General features: G+C 71.1%; 14 protein-coding genes. 5 read left to right on the top strand and 9 right to left on the bottom strand.

Features of this window, described 5'->3' with window-relative positions; all coding sequences use genetic code 11:
• Positions 1-11: 11 nt before the first annotated feature.
• Positions 12-1,520: an aldehyde dehydrogenase family protein gene (locus ACIGWZ_RS13270; protein WP_400063844.1), complete on the bottom strand. Its 1,509-nt coding sequence runs from the start codon at positions 1,518-1,520 to the stop codon at positions 12-14.
• Between the two features lie 230 nt (positions 1,521-1,750).
• On the opposite strand from ACIGWZ_RS13270, the gene ACIGWZ_RS13275 reads away from it, so the two are divergent.
• Positions 1,751-2,545: a hypothetical protein gene (locus ACIGWZ_RS13275; protein WP_400063845.1), complete on the top strand. Its 795-nt coding sequence runs from the start codon at positions 1,751-1,753 to the stop codon at positions 2,543-2,545.
• 34 nt (positions 2,546-2,579) lie between these two features.
• Positions 2,580-3,092 (top strand): DUF1772 domain-containing protein, encoded by a 513-nt coding sequence (locus tag ACIGWZ_RS13280; protein WP_400063847.1) that lies wholly within the window; start codon positions 2,580-2,582, stop codon positions 3,090-3,092.
• Between the two features lie 15 nt (positions 3,093-3,107).
• Here the strand turns inward: ACIGWZ_RS13280 and ACIGWZ_RS13285 are convergent, their stop codons facing one another.
• Positions 3,108-3,674: a carboxymuconolactone decarboxylase family protein gene (locus ACIGWZ_RS13285; protein WP_400063848.1), complete on the bottom strand. Its 567-nt coding sequence runs from the start codon at positions 3,672-3,674 to the stop codon at positions 3,108-3,110.
• A 212-nt stretch (positions 3,675-3,886) separates the two neighbouring features.
• Here ACIGWZ_RS13285 and ACIGWZ_RS13290 point away from each other — a divergent pair, with 212 nt between their 5' ends.
• Positions 3,887-4,120, top strand: a complete 234-nt coding sequence (locus ACIGWZ_RS13290; RefSeq protein WP_400063850.1) for a DUF5988 family protein — start codon at positions 3,887-3,889, stop codon at positions 4,118-4,120.
• A gap of 198 nt (positions 4,121-4,318) precedes the next feature.
• Here ACIGWZ_RS13290 and ACIGWZ_RS13295 read toward each other — a convergent pair whose 3' ends face one another.
• From ACIGWZ_RS13295 to ACIGWZ_RS13315, 5 genes are all read right to left on the bottom strand, one after another.
• Positions 4,319-5,308 carry a malate dehydrogenase gene (locus ACIGWZ_RS13295; protein WP_400063852.1) on the bottom strand — a complete coding sequence of 330 codons (990 nt, stop codon included), beginning with the start codon at positions 5,306-5,308 and terminating at the stop codon, positions 4,319-4,321.
• Between the two features lie 421 nt (positions 5,309-5,729).
• On the bottom strand, positions 5,730-6,647 hold the full coding sequence (locus tag ACIGWZ_RS13300; protein ID WP_400063853.1) for a helix-turn-helix domain-containing protein: 918 nt from the start codon (positions 6,645-6,647) through the stop codon (positions 5,730-5,732).
• 352 nt (positions 6,648-6,999) lie between these two features.
• Positions 7,000-8,217: an NADP-dependent isocitrate dehydrogenase gene (locus tag ACIGWZ_RS13305; protein WP_400063855.1), complete on the bottom strand. Its 1,218-nt coding sequence runs from the start codon at positions 8,215-8,217 to the stop codon at positions 7,000-7,002.
• A gap of 115 nt (positions 8,218-8,332) precedes the next feature.
• Positions 8,333-8,761, bottom strand: a complete 429-nt coding sequence (locus tag ACIGWZ_RS13310; protein WP_400063857.1) for a DUF3017 domain-containing protein — start codon at positions 8,759-8,761, stop codon at positions 8,333-8,335.
• Positions 8,762-8,790: 29 nt separating this feature from the next.
• On the bottom strand, positions 8,791-9,645 hold the full coding sequence (locus ACIGWZ_RS13315; protein WP_400063859.1) for a bifunctional methylenetetrahydrofolate dehydrogenase/methenyltetrahydrofolate cyclohydrolase: 855 nt from the start codon (positions 9,643-9,645) through the stop codon (positions 8,791-8,793).
• A 243-nt stretch (positions 9,646-9,888) separates the two neighbouring features.
• On the opposite strand from ACIGWZ_RS13315, the gene ACIGWZ_RS13320 reads away from it, so the two are divergent.
• On the top strand, positions 9,889-10,641 hold the full coding sequence (locus ACIGWZ_RS13320; RefSeq protein ID WP_400063860.1) for an RDD family protein: 753 nt from the start codon (positions 9,889-9,891) through the stop codon (positions 10,639-10,641).
• Positions 10,642-10,855: 214 nt separating this feature from the next.
• The gene (locus ACIGWZ_RS13325; protein ID WP_400063862.1) at positions 10,856-11,434 is read left to right on the top strand and encodes a hypothetical protein; all 579 of its coding nucleotides are present in this window, start codon (positions 10,856-10,858) and stop codon (positions 11,432-11,434) included.
• Between the two features lie 93 nt (positions 11,435-11,527).
• Here ACIGWZ_RS13325 and purH read toward each other — a convergent pair whose 3' ends face one another.
• Positions 11,528-13,093 (bottom strand): bifunctional phosphoribosylaminoimidazolecarboxamide formyltransferase/IMP cyclohydrolase, encoded by a 1,566-nt coding sequence (gene purH, locus ACIGWZ_RS13330; RefSeq protein WP_400063864.1) that lies wholly within the window; start codon positions 13,091-13,093, stop codon positions 11,528-11,530.
• Positions 13,090-13,791 (bottom strand): phosphoribosylglycinamide formyltransferase, encoded by a 702-nt coding sequence (gene purN / locus ACIGWZ_RS13335; protein ID WP_400063866.1) that lies wholly within the window; start codon positions 13,789-13,791, stop codon positions 13,090-13,092. Before purN ends, purH begins: the two co-directional genes overlap by 4 nt.
• Between the last annotated feature and the right edge of the window lie 234 nt (positions 13,792-14,025).

Genomic DNA, 14,025 nt, shown 5'->3' on the forward strand with positions numbered 1-14,025 from the left:
ACCGTGCGGGCTCAGCCCGCGAACCACCGCACCGGCTGGGGCCGGAGGTTTTCGTAGACGTGCTTGCTCTCGCGATACTCGTCCAGACCCGTGGGCCCCAGTTCCCGGCCGATCCCGGACTTGCCGAAGCCGCCCCACTCCGCCTGGGGGAGGTAGGGGTGGAAGTCGTTGATCCAGACGGTGCCGTGCCGCAGCCGGGCGGCGACCCGGCGGGCGCGGGCGGTGTCCGCGGAGAAGACGGCGCCGGCCAGGCCGTACTCGGTGTCGTTGGCGAGCGCGACGGCCTCGTCCTCGGTCGTGAAGGTCTCCACGGTCAGGATCGGCCCGAAGGTCTCCTCCCGGACGACCTTCATCTCGCGGTGGCAGCCGTCGAGCACGGTCGGCGCGTAGAAGTAGCCGGTGGCGGGCCGCACGTCGGAGGGCTTGGGGCGGGCGCCGCCGCAGCGCAGCTGGGCGCCCTCGGCGAGCGCGGAGGCGACGTAGGCCTCGACCTTGTCGAGCTGCTGCTGGGAGACCAGCGGGCCGCACTCCACGCCGTCCTCGGTGCCGCGTCCCAGCTTGATCCTCTCGGCGCGGCGGGCGAGTTCGGCGACGAAGCGGTCGCGCACCGACTCCTCGATGATCAGGCGGGCGCCGGCGGAGCAGACCTGCCCGCTGTGAATGAATGCCGCGTTGAGGGCCTGGTCGACGGCGGTGTCGAAGCCTTCCTCCGTGGCGCAGGCGTCGGCGAAGACCACGTTCGGGTTCTTGCCGCCCAGCTCCAGCGCGATCTTCTTGGCGCCGGAGACCGCCGCCGCGCCCGCCTTCGTGCCGCTGGCGAGGCCGCCGGTGAAGGAGAACAGGTCCACGTCCGGGTGCTCGGCCAGCCGCTGGCCGACGGGCAGGCCCGCGCCGGTGACGATGTTGGCGACGCCGGCCGGCAGCCCGGCCTCGACCAGCAGCTTGATCAGGAGGACGGTCGAGAGGGGGGTGACCTCGCTGGGCTTGATGACGAAGGTGTTGCCGGTCGCGACCGCCGGCGCGATCTTCCAGCTCGCCTGCAGCAGCGGGTAGTTCCAGGGCGTGATCATCGCGCAGACGCCCACCGGCTCGTGCACGACGACGCTGTGGATGTCGGGCGACCCGGCGTCGACGACCCGCCCGCCGCTCTCGTTCATCACCAGGTCGGCGAAGTAGCGGAAGGCGTCGGTCACGCAATCGACGTCGACCCGGCCCTCTTCCAGCGTCTTGCCGGTGTCCCGGCTCTCGACGAGCGCGATCTCCTCGCGGTCGCGCTGGAGCAGGTCGGCGACCCGGCGCAGCAGCGCGGCCCGGTCGGCCACGGCCGTACGGGGCCAGGCGCCGGCGCCGCCGTCGAAGGCGCGCTTGGCCGCCGCGACGGCCGCGTCCGCGTCCGCGGCGCCGCCCTCGGACACCACCTGGAGCACGGTCGCATCGGCGGGGTCGAGGACCTCCCGCGTGGCGCCGGACGCGGCGGGCAGCCACACCCCGTCTACGTGAATGGTCTCGTTTGCCGACACGTGTGTTCTGCCTTCCGCTTACGAATTTGTTCCCACTGGTGCAACCACTCGCGCACTCAGCAACGGGGACCCCTTTCCGAAAGCCCCCCACCTATGCCCAAACCTGCAAAGAAAGTGAGGCGAGTCACTGCACCGGCTTCCGATCGCCCAATGTGCGCCCGAAAATTCCGGAACGTACCCTGAATAGCCGTATGCCCCAGCCGTACGTCCCTCGGACCGGAGGTGCCGCGATGGCCCGCAAAAGCCGCCCCACAACCGCGATCACCGCTCTGACCTGCGGCGCAGCCCTTATCGCCGGGCCCGCCTGGACAGGCGTCGCGGCCGCGGCCGGCCCGGCGGACGGCGAGGGCGATCTCGCCGGCAAAACCGCCCAGCAGGTGTCCGACGCCTCCCTGCACGAGCTCCTCGGCGCAAAATCCCTGCGCCTGCGGACGCAGTCCACCACCGACCCGGGCAAGCTCGACCTCGCCCTCGACCGGGACGGCAACTGCGCCGGCACCATCAGCAAGGGCTCCTACGGCCGCGTCGACCTCGTCAAACGCGGCAAACAGGTGTGGATGAAACCGGACGCCGCCTACTGGAAGACCCAGCTGCCCGGCAAGGAGGGCGCCGCCGCCGCCCGGAAATACCAAGGCCGGTACCTGCACGGCACCACCGACGACACCTTCCTCCAGAGCCTCGCCACCGCCTGCGACCTGACCACCTTCCAGAAGGCCGCGGCCAACCCCACCAACCCTCCCCCCTCCGGCCACCCCACCTCCCACCTGACCAAGGGCAAACCGACCGTCGAGGAGGGCACCCGCGTCCTGCCCGTCGTCAAAAAGACCGACGGCGTCACCCAGACCCTCTACGTAGCCATCGACGGCACGCACTACCCCCGCAAACTCACCGCCGAGGCCAACCACGAGACCGGCACGGTGCTGCTGAGCGACTACGACAAGCCGGTCCCGTCGAAGACGCCGCCGCCCGGCAAGACGGTGGACATTTCCGCGCTGGAGGGGCGGCTGGAGACTCCGTCGGCGTGATACTGGCGGCTCACCACGCCGAGGGGGACCGCTCATGTACGACGCCATCCGCACCGCCGCCCTGATCGCCGCCACCGTCACCACGGGCCTCAGCGCCGGGCTCTTCTACGCCTTCGCCTGCGCCGTGATGCCCGGCCTGCGGCAGTCGGACGACCGGACGTTCGTGACCGCGATGCGGCGGATCAATGTCGCCATCCTCAACGGATGGTTCGGGCTGGGGTTCTTCGGGGCGCTGGTGTTCACCGCGGTGGCCGCCGGAATGCATCTGCGGGCCGACGGCCGTGCCGTACTGCCGTGGGTGGTGGCGGCACTGGGGCTGTATCTGGTGCTGATCGTGACGACCTTCGCGGTCAATGTGCCGCTGAACGAGCAGCTGGAGGCGGCGGAGGAGACGGACGGGGACACCGGCCCGGCCGCCGTACGGGAGCGCTTCGAGGCGCGGTGGGTGCGCTGGAACGTGCTGCGCGCGGTCTCCGGTACGGCGGCGCTGGGGTGCCTGACCTGGGCGCTCGTGCTGCACGGGCGGATCGGCGGCGGCGCCGCGTAGGGCCCGTGCGGGGAGTCAGGGGCCGACGGCGCCCGGCCGGACGGCACAGGAGTCGGAGAAGCCCTGGCTGGTCAGGCCCATGGCGCTGTTCATGCGGGAGCGGAAGTTCTCCAGCGCCACCATCGCGGTCAGCTCGACGAGGGCCGCGTCGCTCAGGTGGCGGCGCAGCCGCTCGGTCAGGTCGTCGGTGGCCGTCGGCGGGGTGGCGGTCATGGCCTCCGCGTACTCCATGACCAGCCGTTCCACCTCGGTGAAGGACTCCTCGTGGGCCCGCCAGTCCGGCACCTTGCTGATCTTCTCCAGCGGAAGTCCGAGCCGGTCGGCGTGCCAGTGGCCGAAGTCGACGCACCACGAGCAGCCGATCCGAACCGCCGGGACCATCTCCGCCAGGTGCTTGAGCGTGGGGTCCAGCGCCCGCCACCGCCCCACCTTCGCCTCGAAGGCGAAGTAGGCCCGAAGGATCCTGGGGTGGTGCCCGAGCACCAGGGCGGGCTCCATGACCTTGCCGTATGCGCGCCGCGAGTACCACTGGGCCAGCCGCAGGGTGAGCGTGCGGGGCGGGGTGAGCGGGATCCGTGCCATGAGGTTGCCTCCTCGTACGAGGTCGGGTCGAGGCCGATGAGTGGGGCGGCGTCCCTGGACGGGGCGTGCCCTCACTGCGTACGACGAGCGGCCGCGGGCTGATGTGACACGGGGCCGCGGAGGCGCGGCACGAGGGCGGACGGGGAGACCTCGTCACCCTCCATCGGCGAGCCGCTACCCTCCGCCACCACCGCCGGGAAGACAATTCGGACATGGCTCATGACACGGATGACGCGACCGGAACGGCGAGCAAGGCGGTGTTGGAGGGTGGCCCCGATGACTTCCCGGGGCGCATCGTGGCGATCGATCCCCCGGAGGCGTCCGAGCTGAAGATCCCGTTCCTGGCCGGGTACGAGCACTTCCGGGCCACGCCGCGGACCAAGGAGACGGCCGAGGGCACGCTGCCGGTCTACGAGTGGTGGGAGCGCACGGAGCTTCCCGGCTAGGGACTGCCGTCAGGCCGTGGGGCGAAGGCTCCCGGCGCGATCCGCTCCCCGGGTCCTCGCTGCCACAGGAGGAGACCGGTTGGGAGTGGACCGGCTGGACGGCGCCGCGGCGCGGCTGCGCGGCAGGGAGGAGAAACGGCCGAGCCCGCACGGCCGTTCGGGGACCGTGCGGGCTCGAGATCGGCAGTGGGTGCCGGCTCAGATGAGGCCGAGGCCGCGGACCGCCTCGCGCTCCTCCGCCAGCTCCTGGACGGAGGCGTCGATGCGCTCGCGCGAGAAGTCGTTGATCTCCAGGCCCTGGACGATCTCGTACTTGCCGTCCTTGGTGGTGACGGGGAAGGAGGAGATCAGGCCCTCCGGGACGCCGTAGGAACCGTCCGAGGGAATACCCATGGAGGTCCAGTCGCCGGCGGCGGTGCCGTTGACCCAGGTGTGGACGTGGTCGATCGCGGCGTTGGCGGCGGAGGCGGCGGAGGACGCGCCACGCGCCTCGATGATCGCCGCGCCGCGCTTGGCGACGGTCGGGATGAAGGTGTCGGCCAGCCACGCCTGGTCGTTGACGACCTCGGCGGCGTTCTTGCCCGCGACCTCGGCGTGGAAGATGTCCGGGTACTGGGTCGCGGAGTGGTTGCCCCAGATCGTCAGCTTGCGGATCTCGGAGACCGGGGTGCCGGTCTTCTTCGAGAGCTGCGACAGCGCACGGTTGTGGTCGAGGCGGGTCATCGCGGTGAAGCGCTCGGCCGGTACGTCCGGCGCCGCGGCCTGGGCGATCAGGGCGTTGGTGTTGGCGGGGTTGCCGACGACCAGGACCTTGATGTCGTCCGCGGCGTGGTCGTTGATGGCCTTGCCCTGCGGCTTGAAGATGCCGCCGTTGGCCTCCAGCAGGTCGCCGCGCTCCATGCCCTTGGTGCGGGGGCGGGCGCCGACCAGCAGCGCGACGTTCGCGCCGGCGAAGGCCGCGTTCGGGTCGTCGGAGATGTCGATGCCCTGGAGCAGCGGGAAGGCACAGTCGTCGAGCTCCATGGCGGTGCCCTCGGCCGCCTTCAGGCCCTGCGGGATCTCCAGAAGGCGCAGCTTGACCGGCACGTCCGCGCCGAGCAGGTGACCGGAAGCGATGCGGAAGAGGAGGGCGTAACCGATCTGGCCGGCGGCGCCGGTCACGGTGACATTGACGGGAGTGCGGGTCATGGCGATCTCCTGCGCGACGTTTTCTGGGGGCAAGCCCCCGGACCACCATGGTTGGCGGTGGGTGTCCCTGCCCGGTTATCGAGGTCTCATCGAGGTCTCTTGGTATCGAGAGACCCGGCCGTCAGGCTATCGGACCCCCGGCCGACGCAAGCGACGGGCCGGTGTGGGACACCTCACCGGGTGTCGCGGACCCGGTACAGGGGCGGCGGTCGCCCGCTCAGGGAGGGGGGAAGCGGGCGACCGCCAGGTTGTGCCGCACCCGTGGGGGGGTACTCGTTCGCCTGCCCGGGATCCGCGGGGGCATTCCCCCCTCGTTTCGGCCATCCGGAGGAAGGGGCACATCCCGGCCACGCCACGGATCCATGCGGCGGATCCATGCGGCGGAACCACCGACGGACCCCCACGTCCCCCGGGCGGCCCCCTAGTTGGCCGCCGCCCGCGCGCAGCCCTTCACGCCCCCGGCCGTCGTCCCGCAGGCCGCCACCCGGGCCGGGTCCCCGGTCACTTCGACCATCGCCGTGTAGCCGGCGCCGTTCCGCTCGGCCCTGGCCGTGGCGCTGCGGTCGCCCGCGCTGACGGTGGCCCGGTCCCCCTGCGCGGCGCCGCTGATCCGCGCCCACGCGGCACGGCACACCTTGCTGTAGCGGACCTCGATCAGGGCGCCGCCCGCCATCCCCCGGGACGGGCTGACCGCATGCTGCCCGCCGCACCCCATCGCCTCCGGGTCCCGCCCCGCGCAGCCGGCGCCGCTGCACTTCACTCCTTCGGGCAGTACGGGCTTCGGGACCGGCGTCGCCGGCGGCCTGGGCGCCGCCTTCCGGGGCTCGCCACCGGCCGGATGCACCAGCAACACGGCGGCGACGGCCACCAGCAGCGCCCCCAGCACACCGGTGAGGATCATGGGCACCCGGCGTCGTCGGGCCCCGCCCCCGTCACCGGGCGGGACCGGAGCGGCCACCGCCGTCCGTACGCCACGGCCCGCACCGGACGCCGCCCCCTCCGCCCCCTCGAGCGCGGCCCGCGCCTGCGCCACCCGGATCGCCTCCATGGTGACGTCGTGCCGCATCTCCGACCGGCTCCAGGCCCGTTCGGCCAGCTCCCACAGCGTGGTCAGATGCGCGGCGTCCGTGCCGGTCACCTCGGCGAGCTTGACCACGGCCCGCAGCGGGGGCAGCAGGCGGCCGTTGAGGAAGCGCTCCCACGACGTTCTGCTGTAGCCCGTACGGTCCGCGACGGCGGCCACGCTCAGTCCGCTGCGCTCCACGAGTCTGCGCAGCCGACCGGTGAACTCCCCTACCTGCGGATCGAGTTCCTCCGGTAACGCCCTCCAGCGAGGCATGTCCGTTCCCCTATCCCCCCGCGTACCCAACTGCCGTACCGCAGGATGCCAGTTCCCCACCGGTCCGGCGCACAGGAGCACGGGGGCCCCGCGGCACAACCTGCGTGCGCCGGTCCCGTCCCGGGGGCGGACGGGGCCGGGCGCTCCGCATGTCCGGAAATCACTTCACCGGGAGGCTCCGCCGACGCGAGGAGGCGGCGTGGCTGCGCCGGGAAATCCCACCATGGCCGGACATCCGCCGCTTACGGGAGATCCCCCGGCCGCGGGACATTCGGCGGCGACGGCCGACGCGTCGTCCGAAAGCATCGCCGGGAGCGGCATGGACGACATCCGGCCCGCGCGCCGGACGGCCTCAAACCGCCCTCTTCGCCCGCAGGTTGTCGTCCAGCGCGTCCAGGAAGTGCTCCGTGGTCAGCCACGGTCGGTCCGGCCCGATCAGCAGGGCCAGATCCTCCGTCATCCGGCCGCCCTCCACCGTCTCGACGCAGACCCGCTCCAAGGTCTCGGCGAATCGCGTGACCTCCGGGGTGCCGTCCAGCCGGCCCCGGTGGGCGAGGCCGCGGGTCCAGGCGAAGATCGAGGCGATGGGGTTGGTCGAGGTGTCCTTGCCCTGCTGGTGACGGCGGTAGTGACGGGTGACGGTGCCGTGGGCGGCCTCGGCCTGGAGGGTGCGGCCGTCCGGGGACATCAGGACGGACGTCATCAGGCCGAGCGAGCCGAAGCCCTGGGCGACGGCGTCGGACTGGACGTCGCCGTCGTAGTTCTTGCAGGCCCACACGTAGCCGCCGGCCGACTTCAGGGCCATGGCCGCCATGTCGTCGATCAGCCGGTGCTCGTACGTCAGCCCCTGGGCCCGGAAGTCCTCGGCGAACCCGGCGTCGAAGACCTCCTGGAAGAGTTCCTTGAAGCGGCCGTCGTACTTCTTCAGGACGGTGTTCTTCGTGGACAGGTAGACGGGGTAGCCGCGGGTCAGGCCGTAGCGGAACACGGCGCGGGCGAAGTCCCGGATCGAATCGTCGTGGTTGTACATCGCCAGCGCCACGCCGGGTCCGGGGAAGGCGTGGACCTCCACCTCGACCGGCTCGGAGCCGTCCGCCGGAGTGAAGGCCATGGTGAGGGTGCCGGGGCCGGGGACCCTCAGTTCGGTGGCGCGGTACTGGTCGCCGAAGGCGTGGCGGCCGACGACGATCGGCCGGGTCCAGCCCGCGACCCGCCGCGGCACATTGGCCATGATGATCGGCTCGCGGAAGATCACCCCACCCAGGACGTTGCGGAGCGTGGCGTTCGGCGAGTCGTACATCGCCTTGAGGTCGAACTCCTCGACCCGCGCCTCGTCCGGCGTGATGGTGGCGCACTTCACGCCCACGCCGTACCGCTGGATGGCGTGGGCGGCATCGAGAGTGACCTGGTCGTGGGTCGCGTCGCGGTGCTCGATGCCGAGGTCGAAGTACTTCAGGTCGATATCGAGGTACGGGAGGATCAGCTTGTCCCTGATGGAGGACCAGATGATGCGGGTCATCTCGTCGCCGTCGAGCTCGACGACGGGGTTGGCTACCTGGATCTTGGCCATGGGGCGGACGTCCCTCTCGCACTTCGGCCGGCTCGGCGGAATCGACGGACCGTGACGAGGTCACAACATTGCGTCATCAAGTTACTCGACGCCGCCGCCGAAGCGCGGAACCCGCCTACCGCACGGTGAAGTGGACGATGTCGTCCAGGAACGGGATATGGATCCACGGCTTGGGCTGCACCATCAACGACAGCATCACGATCACGAAGCCGAGCACCCCGTACGTCAGCAGGTCGGTGAAGCGGGAGCGTACGGCCAGCATCCCCACCGACGGGAGCGCCCAGCGCAACAGCGCCCCCGCCAGCAGGGACAGGCCGATCACCAGCGTTCCCACGCGGAACACGTCGACCGCGACCAGCAGCAGCCCGGCCGCGACGCCGCCCATGACGGTCAGCAGCGGCCACTGCCGGGCGGGCGCGGGACGGCCGCCCGAGGCGGCCCGGCCGCCGCCCTCCGGCCGGGCGGTGTCCCGGGTCAGCAGCGGGAAGCGGCGCGAGGAGCGCTGCGGCTCGGACGCCTGTTCCGAATGCGCTTCGGCGGCCATGCGGGCGGTCCCTTCGGGTCGGGTACGGGTCAGCCGGCCGCGCGCTCGGCGGCCTCGACGACATTCACCAGCAGCTGGGCGCGGGTCATCGGACCGACGCCGCCCGGGTTGGGGGCGACCCAGCCGGCCACCTCGGCGACGCCCGGGTGCACATCCCCGACGATCTTGCCCGCCTCGTCGCGGCTGACGCCGACGTCCAGGACGGCCGCGCCCGGCTTGACGTCCTCCGGCTTGATGATGTGCGGCACACCGGCCGCGGCGACGATGATGTCGGCCTGCTTGAGGTGCGCGGACAGATCCCTGGTGCCGGTGTGGCACTGGGTGACCGTGGCGTTCTCGGACTTGCGGGTGAGCACCAGCGGCATCGGGCGGCCGATGGTGATGCCACGGCCGACGACGACCACGTTCGCGCCGTTGATCTCGACGCCGTGCCGGCGCAGCAGCTGGACGATGCCGTACGGGGTGCAGGGCAGCGGGCCCCGGATGCCGAGCACGAGGTTGCCCAGGCTCACCGGGTGCAGGCCGTCGGCGTCCTTGGCCGGGTCCATCAGCTCCAGGACGCGGTTGGCGTCGATGCCCTTGGGGAGCGGGAGTTGGACGATGTAGCCGGTGCACGCCGGGTCCTCGTTGAGCTCCCGGACGACCGCCTCGATCTCTTCCTGGGTGGCCGTCTCCGGCAGCTCACGCTGGATGGAGGCGATGCCGACCTGGGCGCAGTCGCGGTGCTTGCCGTTGACGTACCAGCGGCTGCCGGGGTCGTCACCGACCAGGAGCGTGCCCAGGCCTGGCTGGACACCCCGCTCCTTCAACGCCTCCACGCGGGCGACGAGCTCGGACTTGATCGCTGCGGCGGTGGCCTTGCCATCGAGAATCTGGGCAGTCATGGCCCCTATCCTCCCGGATGAGGGCGGCCGCATTCCAATCAGGGCACGCGTGACGCCGATGGCCGGAATTGATCATTGCACTTGGACAACGCCTCAAGGCCTTGACTGGACAGAGCCGAGCTGCAACTAGAAGGATTGTCGCTCAGTGCCGCAGGCATCGTCGGGGGCGGGCCAGTGAAACCTGTTTTTCCTCCGAATCACGCTGCGTCGTCCCCCACTGACCCACACGGAGGAAAACAACAGATGAGCTTCGGCGATCCGAACAACCCCTATGGCCAGCAGCCGCCGCAGGCTCCCTACGGCGCTCCGCAGCAGCCGGGCGTCCCCCCGCAGGGCCAGCCCGGGTACGGCTACCCGCAGCAGCAGGTGCCCCCGCAGCAGCCCTACGGCGCGCCCCAGCAGCCCGCCCAGTACGGCTACCCGCAGCAGCAGGCGGCGCCGGGCTACGGCTACCCGGGCCAGCCTGGTATGCCTGGTATGCCTGGCGCATTGGCGAGCTGGGGCGCGCGCGTGGGTGGCTTCTTCATCGACTACCTCATCGTCGGCCTGCTCCCGAGCATCATGATCTTCGTGGCCATCTTCTCGGCGTCCGCCGCGGCGTCGAACATCGACGTGGACACCTCGAGTTGCCCCACGGGCGACTACCAGTGCATCCAGGACGCCTACGACAAGGCGCAGTCGTCCGCCACCGGCATCGCCGGCGGGCTCCTCGTCGTCATCATCCTGGTCGGCCTGCTCAGCTTCGGCCTCGGGCTGTGGATGCTGGCCAAGGAAGGCTCCACCGGCCAGACGCCGGGCAAGAAGGCCATGAAGATCCGGCTCGTCCGCGAGGACACCGGCCAGCCGATCGGCTTCGGTATGGCCCTGGTGCGCCGGATGGCCCACGCGCTGGACGGCGCGGCGTGCGGCCTCGGCTTCCTGTGGCCGGCATGGGACGAGAAGCGGCAGACGTTCGCGGACAAGGTCATGAGCACGGTGGTCGTCCGCTCCCAGTGAGCCCGCTCCCGGCCGGCCCCGCCGCCGGCCGGACCGCACGTCCCCGCTCCCCCCGAAGGCCCCCTCGCATCGCCGCGAACGGGGCCTTCGCGGCGCTGTACGCGACATCACCGGAGACACCGGTGACCCGCCGCCCTCATACTGCGCTGATATCGGCTCAGGCCGATACCGGCACCAGCTGATATCCGCTCAAGACGCCTGAAGGACATTGCCCGTGAGCTACCCGAACCAGAATCCCTACGGTCCGCCGCCGGGCCAGCAGCCCGGCTACGGCTACCCCCAGCAGCCGGCGCAGCCGTCGCCGTACGGGCCCTACCCGGGTGTCGGGATGCCGGGTGCGCCCATGCCCAACGGAATGCCGGGGGCGCCCATACAAAACGGCATGCCGGGCGGAGTGAAGGCCGCCCGCGTGATGCTGTTCGTGCTCGCCGGTCTGAACCTCATCGGCCTCATCTTCGCCGTGTGGGGCCTGGGCGCCGTCAGCAAGGCGTCGAAGCAGGCCACGTACGCCACCGACGACGATCTGGCCGCGTTCAACGTCGGCAAGGGCCTGCTCATCGCCCTGATCGTGCTGATCGTGATCTTCACGGTGGTGGCGATCACCTGCGCCGCGCAGTTCGGCAAGGGCGGCAACGGCGTCCGCGTCACCAGCATCATCTTCGGCGCCCTCACCACCATGGCCAGCTTCGCCGTCTTCCCGTTCGGGCTGGTGCACACCGCCCTCGGGATCATGATCATCGTCTTTGTCTCGAAGGACGACGGCAGCGCCTGGTTCAACCGGCCTCGTTACTGAAGCCGCCGAAAAGCCGGAAGGGCCGCACCCCCTGAACGAGGGTGCGGCCCTTCCGGCTTGCCCGGCCCGTACGGCCGGTACGGCTGCCGCGGCTCAGTGGAAGAAGTGCCGCGTCCCGGTGAAGTACATCGTCACGCCCGCCTTCTTGGCCGCCTCGACGACGAGCTCATCGCGGATCGAACCGCCGGGCTGGGCCACGGCCTTGACGCCGGCCTCGGCCAGCACCTCGAAGCCGTCGGGGAAGGGGAAGAAGGCGTCCGAGGCGGCGTACGCGCCCCGCGCCCGTTCCTCGCCCGCGCGCTGCACGGCCAGCTTCGCCGAGTCCACGCGGTTGACCTGGCCCATGCCGACGCCGACCGTGGCGCCGTCCTTGGCGAGCAGGATCGCGTTGGACTTCACCGCGCGGCTCGCCCGCCAGGCGAAGGCCAGCTCGGCCAACTCCTCGGCGGACAGCGCCTCGCCCGCGGCCAGCGTCCAACTGGCCGGGTCGTCGCCCTCGGCCTGGAGGCGGTCGGTGACCTGGAGGAGGGCGCCGCCGTCGATGGGCTTGACCTCGACGGGGTTCGACGGTGCGTCAGGACAGCGCAGCACCCGGATGTTCTTCTTGCGCGACAGCGCCTCGACCGCACCGTCCTCGTAGCCCGGCGCCACGATGACCTCGGTGAAGATCTCCGCGACCTGCTCGGCCATCGCCAGCGACACCGGACGGTTGACGGCGATCACGCCGCCGAAGGCGGACAACGGGTCGCACTCATGGGCCTTGCGGTGCGCCTCGGCGACCTCCGCGCCGACCGCGATACCGCAGGGGTTGGCGTGCTTGATGATCGCCACGCACGGTTCGGACTGGTCGTAGGCGGCCCGGCGGGCGGCCTCGGTGTCCGTGAAGTTGTTGTACGACATCTCCTTGCCGTGCAGCTGCTCGGCGTCGGCGAGACCGCCCGTGCCGGTCACGTACAGCGCGGCGCCCTGGTGCGGGTTCTCGCCGTAGCGCAGGACGTTCTTGCGCGCGTACGTGGCACCGAGGAACTCGGGGAAGCCGGAGTCGTCGGCGGCGGCGTAGTCGTCCGCGAACCAGGAGGCGACGGCCACGTCGTACGCGGCGGTGTGCTGGAACGCCTCGGCGGCCAGCCGCTTGCGGGCGGCGAGGTCGAAACCGCCGTCCGCGACGGCCTGCAGGACGTCGTCGTAACGGGCGGGGTTGACGACGACGGCCACCGACGGGTGGTTCTTGGCGGCGGCGCGGACCATCGAGGGGCCGCCGATGTCGATCTGCTCCACGCACTCGTCGGGGGTCGCACCGGAGGCGACGGTCTCCCGGAACGGGTAGAGGTTGACGATCACCAGGTCGAACGGCTCCACACCGAGGTCGGCGAGCTGGCGCCGGTGGTCCTCCAGGCGCAGGTCGGCGAGGATGCCGGCGTGCACCTTGGGGTGCAGGGTCTTGACCCGTCCGTCGAGGCACTCCGGAAAGCCGGTGAGCTCCTCGACCTTGGTGACCGGCACCCCGGCAGCGGCGATCTTCCCGGCCGTCGAGCCGGTCGAGACGAGCTGGACGCCCGCCGCGTGCAGCCCCTGCGCCAGCTCCTCCAGCCCGGACTTGTCATAGACGCTGACCAGCGCGCGGCGGATGGGCCGCTTCGTGCCTTCGGTGGCGGTCACGAGATACGTACCTTTCGTCCCTCAATACGGTAGCCGTGCCGGGCGAGGAGCCCCACGACCTCGACGAGCAGCGATCGCTCGACTTCCTTGATGCGCTCATGCAGCGCGGATTCATCGTCCTCGTCCCGGACCTCGACCACGCCCTGCGCGATGATCGGGCCGGTGTCGACGCCGTCGTCGACGAAGTGGACGGTGCATCCGGTGACCTTCGCGCCGTACGCGAGCGCATCGCGTACGCCATGGGCACCGGGAAAACTCGGCAGCAGCGCCGGATGGGTGTTGAGGATCCGGCCTCCGAAGCGGGCGAGGAATTCCTTCCCGAGGATCTTCATGAAGCCGGCCGAGACGATGAGATCGGGCTCATGGGCCGCGGTCGCCTCGGTGAGCGCCGCGTCCCAGTCGGCCCGGCTGTCGAAGTCCTTGACCCGGCACACGTATGTCGGAAGGCCGGCCCGCTCGGCACGCTCCAGCCCGGCGATCGCGTCCCGGTCGGCGCCGACGGCCACGATCTCGGCGCCATAGCCGTCCGGGCCCTGCGCGGCGACGGCGTCCAGCAGCGCCTGCAGGTTCGTACCCGAACCGGAGACGAGGACGACCAGGCGCGCCGGGCGGGCGTCGGGGTTCTCCCCCGCTCCGGCACGGAGAGTCTGGGGGAGGTCGGGCGGAGTGGACGGAGTGGGGGCTGGGGAGGAAGCCACGGCGGGGCTCTTTCTCGTTTCGCGTGGTTTGTGTGGTCGTACAAAGCCGCGGGTACCGCACATACGGGGAACCCTACGAAGGCGCCGACCGTCAGCAACGATACCGGCACACCGCGCGGCCCCCACGGGACGGGGGCGGGCGCGGGAGGTAGCGTCAGGCCTAAGACTGCGATGCAGTTCGTGGTACCGGGCGCTGGCGGCCGGTTGGCCCGCGTACGGACGAGACAAGGGGAA

Origin of the sequence: Streptomyces sp. NPDC053427, from assembly GCF_044544985.1 — a bacterium.
GTDB lineage: Bacteria > Actinomycetota > Actinomycetes > Streptomycetales > Streptomycetaceae > Streptomyces.

Coding starts and splice junctions, on each gene's coding strand:
- ACIGWZ_RS13275 (WP_400063845.1), top strand. CDS start 1,751: ATGGCCCGCAAAAGCCGCCCCACAACCGCGATCACCGCTCTGACCTGC.
- ACIGWZ_RS13280 (WP_400063847.1), top strand. CDS start 2,580: ATGTACGACGCCATCCGCACCGCCGCCCTGATCGCCGCCACCGTCACC.
- ACIGWZ_RS13285 (WP_400063848.1), bottom strand. CDS start 3,674: ATGGCACGGATCCCGCTCACCCCGCCCCGCACGCTCACCCTGCGGCTG.
- ACIGWZ_RS13290 (WP_400063850.1), top strand. CDS start 3,887: ATGGCTCATGACACGGATGACGCGACCGGAACGGCGAGCAAGGCGGTG.
- ACIGWZ_RS13295 (WP_400063852.1), bottom strand. CDS start 5,308: ATGACCCGCACTCCCGTCAATGTCACCGTGACCGGCGCCGCCGGCCAG.
- ACIGWZ_RS13300 (WP_400063853.1), bottom strand. CDS start 6,647: ATGCCTCGCTGGAGGGCGTTACCGGAGGAACTCGATCCGCAGGTAGGG.
- ACIGWZ_RS13305 (WP_400063855.1), bottom strand. CDS start 8,217: ATGGCCAAGATCCAGGTAGCCAACCCCGTCGTCGAGCTCGACGGCGAC.
- ACIGWZ_RS13310 (WP_400063857.1), bottom strand. CDS start 8,761: ATGGCCGCCGAAGCGCATTCGGAACAGGCGTCCGAGCCGCAGCGCTCC.
- ACIGWZ_RS13315 (WP_400063859.1), bottom strand. CDS start 9,645: ATGACTGCCCAGATTCTCGATGGCAAGGCCACCGCCGCAGCGATCAAG.
- ACIGWZ_RS13320 (WP_400063860.1), top strand. CDS start 9,889: ATGAGCTTCGGCGATCCGAACAACCCCTATGGCCAGCAGCCGCCGCAG.